Source organism: uncultured Caldilinea sp. (assembly GCF_937128415.1).
GTDB lineage: Bacteria > Chloroflexota > Anaerolineae > Caldilineales > Caldilineaceae > Caldilinea.
This window is the reverse complement of record NZ_CAKZMJ010000024.1, coordinates 1-5,000: the sequence shown is the minus strand read 5'-3', so window position 1 is coordinate 5,000 and position 5,000 is coordinate 1. Positions and strand designations below refer to the sequence as shown.

Genomic DNA, 5,000 nt, shown 5'->3' with positions numbered 1-5,000 from the left:
ATACGCACGCAGCAAAAAGTGCGTCTTTGTGAAGATCGATCCCAACGTGCGCGAGGACACTACGGCGGGCCGGCTGACGCTGCATGCGCTGCAACGGCGGGGGTGGCGCTTCAGCGCAGAGCAGATTCAATTCAAAAACACGGCGTTCACCGACCTGCGCATGGGTGAAGACGCGTTGCTGGCGGCGATGAAAAGCAAATGGCGCTACAACATCCGGCTGGCGCAGAAGCGAGGGGTGCGCGTTCGCTGCGGCGAGGAAAAAGAGCTGGACGCATTCTATGCCCTGTACGCCGAGACGGCTCGACGCGATGGCTTTCTGATTCGGCCGGCCGCCTATTATCGAACGGCGTGGCGGGCCTTCCTGGCCGCGCAGCGCGAACCGGGCAATCCGGCCGGGGGCGCCCTGCTGCTGGCCGAACATCCCGACGATCCGGAGCCGGTGGCCGGCCTCTTCCTGTTGCGCTACGGAGCAACCGTCTGGTATTTCTACGGCGCCAGCAGCGATCGTCATCGTCGCGACATGCCCAACTACCTGCTGCAGTGGGAGGCGATGCGCTGGGCGATCGCCCAGGGCTGCACCCTCTACGACTGGTGGGGCGCGCCGACGCAGCCGGACGACCCCGCCGATCCGCTGCAGGGCGTCTGGCAGTTCAAACAGGGCTTTGGCGCAGAATTTCAGCCGCACATCGGCGCCTGGGACTATGTAATTTCGCCGCTCGGCTATCGGGCGGTCACGCAGGCGCTCCCCTTCGCCCTCTCTGCGATGCGATGGGCTAGGGAATGCGCCGAATCAGGCAGAGCTGTCCCGCCCCGAACAGGATCGCCAGCAGAGAGACCAGGACGCTGACCAGGTCGATGGCAAACGGGGCGGTCCGGGCGCTCTCCTCGCTCCAGGCGCGCACCTGCTCGATCTGGGCGCTCCAGGCGTCCACCCTCGCCCTCAGGCCCATCAGTGTGCGAGAGGCTCTCTCTATGCTCGCTTCGATTTGAGAAACGTCGAGCGTCGACTCCGCCGTCAAGATTTGCAGCTCCGTCACAAGTGCATCGAACTCGGCGAGATGCCGGTCAAACTCCTGCAACTCGGCTGTAAAGGTCGGCGCCTCAACGCCCGGCAGTCGGTTGAGCTGCTCGAGAGAGGCGTTGAGGGCGACCAGGCTCGTGCGCACATTGATGAGCGTGGAGCGGGCCGAGGCAATCGAAGGCGCCACGCGGGACCGGATCATTTCCTGAATCTCTGGCGCTCCTCCGTTCACCGTTTTCCCCAGGCGCTCGCGCACAGTTTCCATCACGGCGTCGGCTCTCGTAATTTGCTCAGAAAGCGCACCCCCTGCTGCGCCGGCATAGGCCGCCTCTTGCGCGAACGTTTGGAGCACGGCCACGGTTGCGTCGGTGGCCGGTTTGCGCACCGCCCACACGCCGATCAGCGCAGCGAGACAAAGGAGCAGGCCGATCACTGCAAGGAATAGCGTGATGGTGTGAACAAGACTGCGCAACATGCGATTCCGCCTTTCTACAATTTAGAGCAGAGACTTTGTGATGAGGCGTTTCTCTTATTCTTGCGCCAAAGGGACCTTCAGAAGATTCTGTTTGCATCTATCGGCAACACCTGCGCGTTGACTACAATCGGGCGTTTCAAGTCGGACGCCAGATTGGCGGCCAGATTGCGCAGCGGAGGCAATACGCCAGATCCTTCGAGGGTCACAAGCACGGCTTCACCCTGGACATCGGCGGCAACGACAAAATAGGACGCTCCATCGAGTCACGTTTAGACGGCCTTCAACGCCGAGCGATCTTCGAGCGCATCTTTCACCACAGTGTAGGTGGTGATCGATCATCGGGGTCGAAGCCGATTTTGTGCGCCAGGGCGCGCAGGTTGCGATCGGATTGCATAACTCCTCGCTGCTGTTCGCACCCGAAGTCGATGGACTGGAGAAAAAAGTCTGGACGCATTATACGCTGTCCAACGCCAATAGAACATATCGCCGCCGAACTTTCTTTTCGCACGCGCTCTTACACATGCGCTCTCTCCTTTGTGTTATACTGTCCGATCGACAATGTAAAAGAATCGGGATGCAGGAGCGCCCCAGGGGTGTTCATGGTGGAACAATTGAAGGCAGGGAATTGAGCAGGAAACGCACGGTCCAAAATCGCAATTCGATAGCGCATCGCCCACGCGGCGGCCAGCCTGAGCGCAACGAACATGGCGCCATCTACAAGGACTGGGGAGGGCGCATCCGTGTGGCGTTGACAATGCCGAACACGTATTACGTCGGCATGTCCAGCCTGGCGCTGCAGATTCTCTATCGCATCTTCAACGCCGAACCGGACGTCGTGTGCGAACGCATTTTTTGGGAAAAAGGCGCTGCGCAGGCGGGCAGACCGCTGCTTTCGCTGGAAAGTGAAGCGCCCGCCGTCGATTTTGACGTATGGGCGTTCACCATTTCCTGGGAGATGGATTATTTCAACGTCGTCGAACTGCTGCGACAGGCCGGCGTTCCGCCGCTGGCTGTGGATCGCGCCGCTTCCCGACAGTGGAACGGCAAACCCTGGCCCTTGCTGATTGCAGGCGGCCCCGGCGTGACCATGAACCCAGAGCCGATGGCGCCTTTCTTCGACGCCATCTTGATCGGCGAGGGAGAAGAGGCGGTTCCGCATTTCATCGAGCGCTGTCGTCATGGCGGGCTGGACGACCATGAGGCGCTGCTGGCCGAACTCGACCGCACGCCCGGCTGGTACGCACCGACGCTGCGCCCTTCCAACCGCAACCATCCCCATTTTCGCAAAGTCGAGCGGCTGTGGGTGCGCAATCTGCCGGACTTCGACACGAGCAGCGCGCTCTACACGCCCGACACCGAGTTCGCCAACATGCACCTGATGGAAATTGCGCGCGGCTGTGGCCGCGGTTGTCGCTTTTGCCTCGCCGGCTATGTCTATCGGCCGGCGCGCGAACAGCCGATCGAAACCCTGTTGGCCTCCGCCGAGCGCGCCCTTTCTCTCGGCTATACGAAAATCGGGCTGGTCAGCGCCGCCGTGAGCGATCACACCCAGATCGACGAGCTGGCGATCGCGCTTCAACAGATGGGCGCCAGTCTCAGCGCTTCTTCCATGCGCATGGATCCGATCTCTGTGCCGCTGATCAAAGCCTTGGCCGAAACCGGCGCCAAAACACTGACCGTGGCGCCCGAAGCCGGCTCGCAACGGCTGCGCAACGTCATCAACAAGACGCAGACCGAAGAGCAGATGATGCGCGCCATCAGCCTGGCGCAAGAGTTCAATTTTCCTCAACTCAAACTCTATTTCATGGTCGGCCATCCCACCGAAACCGACGACGACATCCAGGCGCTGATCGACTTCACGCTTGAAGCGCGCCGACGCTTCAAACGACGCATCGCCATCAACGCCACACCCTTCGTCCCCAAGGCGCACACTCCCTTCCAGTGGGAGGCGATGACGCCCGTCGAGACGCTGCGCAGACGCCAGAAAATGATCCATCAGGCGCTGGCGCGACACGGCATAGAAGTGCGCGCCGACTCGCCCGACTGGGCCGAGGTGCAGGCGGTGCTCAGCCGCGGCGACCGCGCGCTGGCCGAGGCGCTGCTGGCCATTCCCTCCGGCGGGCTGACGGTGAAATCCTTCTTTCAGGCGCTGGCGGCGCAGGGTTTGGACAAGGAGCACTACGTCGGCGCATGGGAAATTGGCTCGCCGCTGCCATGGGACGTGGTGCAGAGCGGCGTCAGCGAAAATTATTTCCACTATGAACTGCGGCTCGCCAGCCGGAACAGAACAGGGTTGAGCTGTCCGCCTGATAGCGCCGGTTGTATGGCCTGCCAGGCGTGCGATCCGGCATGGGCCTTCCGCTACGGCGACAACGTCAATCGTCCCGTGCCCGCAGCCAAAGGCGGCCCCTGGCGTGCAGAAGACTGGATGCCCTGGACGCAACTCAGAGCGAAGGCGCAGCCCCTGAGAGAGGCTTCCCCTCAGGCATAGCGCCTATCTTTCTGGGAGTTTAGAGCTGGATTCCACAAATGTAGAAGCTCACGTTGCGCAGAAGATTGCTCGCTCCTTTTGTGCAAACCGGGCGTCTCCAATCGCTCGCTTTTGTCCCCTGCCCCTCGCTTCCCTTCCGCTGGGCGGCCAGGCGAGCAGAATATCACCACAAAGACGCGAAGCCGCCAAGAAACGCGAAGATTTTGCGTCTTTTTCGCTTGTGAGTGTCCTTGGTGTCTTGGCGTCTTGGTGGTTCTCACCATCTTGCCCGGACGCTCGCAGCGCCTTCGACGGTCGAAGCGAGGAATTCGCAAGAAAAATATCCCGCAGTTTCCTGGGAATCAGCCAGTCGCCGGCTTTTGCCTGAATTTTCCCACGCACCCGGCGGGCAGCCAGTAGACGCCTCCAACGCTTCGCTCCATTCCGGTTGATGATTTGATGGCGCCTCGCTCGTGGTTTTCGCGCGCCCATGATTTAACGCGCTCCAAGATCGCCCTAACTCGCAGTGAAGGCGCCAACTTGACGAATTCTTGGGTTTGAAATTCGATTACTTTACGGTATTGTAATTTTGCAAAAGTTGTAGTATACTGCATTTGTCGTAGCCAACAGCGCCAAGAGCCTACACTAAAAGTCTCGCGCTGGCGACGGATTTGTTCTACGTCATATTGCCCATCGGATCCCAAGATTATTGATTTTGATCTTTTGCAATTCAAACAGAAGGGGAGAGACACCATGAACCGCAGCACCATCCGCTTTGGAACCGTTGTGATCGCAACACTCATTGCGTTCGCCCTCTTGATTAGCGTCAGCGTTCCCGCTCAGGCAGGCGGCATCTGGGCCAACGGCGGCAACAAGGGCGGCATTTGGGCCAACGGCGGTGACCGCGGCGGCATCTGGGCCAACGGCGGTGACCGCGGCGGCATCTGGGCCAACGGTGGCAACAAGGGCGGCATTTGGGCCAACGGCGGCAACAAGGGCGGCATCTGGGCCAACGGCGGCAACAAGGGCGGCAT

Annotated in this window: 3 protein-coding genes and 1 pseudogene (1 of these 4 running past the window's edge); 3 read left to right on the top strand and 1 reads right to left on the bottom strand. The window is 60.8% G+C overall.

Translation table 11 applies throughout. From position 1 onward, the window contains the following. Positions 1-847: the 3' portion of a peptidoglycan bridge formation glycyltransferase FemA/FemB family protein gene (locus Q0367_RS02875; protein WP_298980854.1), read on the top strand. It extends 1,472 nt beyond the left edge of the window; only the last 847 of its 2,319 coding nucleotides appear in the window; its start codon lies beyond the left edge, outside the window; the stop codon is at positions 845-847. Here Q0367_RS02875 and Q0367_RS02870 read toward each other — a convergent pair. After that, positions 774-1,496: a hypothetical protein gene (locus Q0367_RS02870; RefSeq protein ID WP_297634977.1), complete on the bottom strand. Its 723-nt coding sequence runs from the start codon at positions 1,494-1,496 to the stop codon at positions 774-776. The genes Q0367_RS02875 and Q0367_RS02870 overlap by 74 nt on opposite strands. A gap of 625 nt (positions 1,497-2,121) precedes the next feature. On the opposite strand from Q0367_RS02870, the gene Q0367_RS02865 reads away from it, so the two are divergent. Next, positions 2,122-3,987 carry a radical SAM protein gene (locus tag Q0367_RS02865; protein ID WP_297634980.1) on the top strand — a complete coding sequence of 622 codons (1,866 nt, stop codon included), beginning with the start codon at positions 2,122-2,124 and terminating at the stop codon, positions 3,985-3,987. A 732-nt stretch (positions 3,988-4,719) separates the two neighbouring features. Next, positions 4,720-5,000 (top strand): annotated as a pseudogene (locus Q0367_RS02860) (hypothetical protein); the annotation flags it as partial.

What these genes read in the sequence shown, in the direction of transcription:
- Q0367_RS02870 (WP_297634977.1), bottom strand. Translation starts at nt 1,496, where the DNA reads ATGTTGCGCAGTCTTGTTCACACCATCACGCTATTCCTTGCAGTGATC.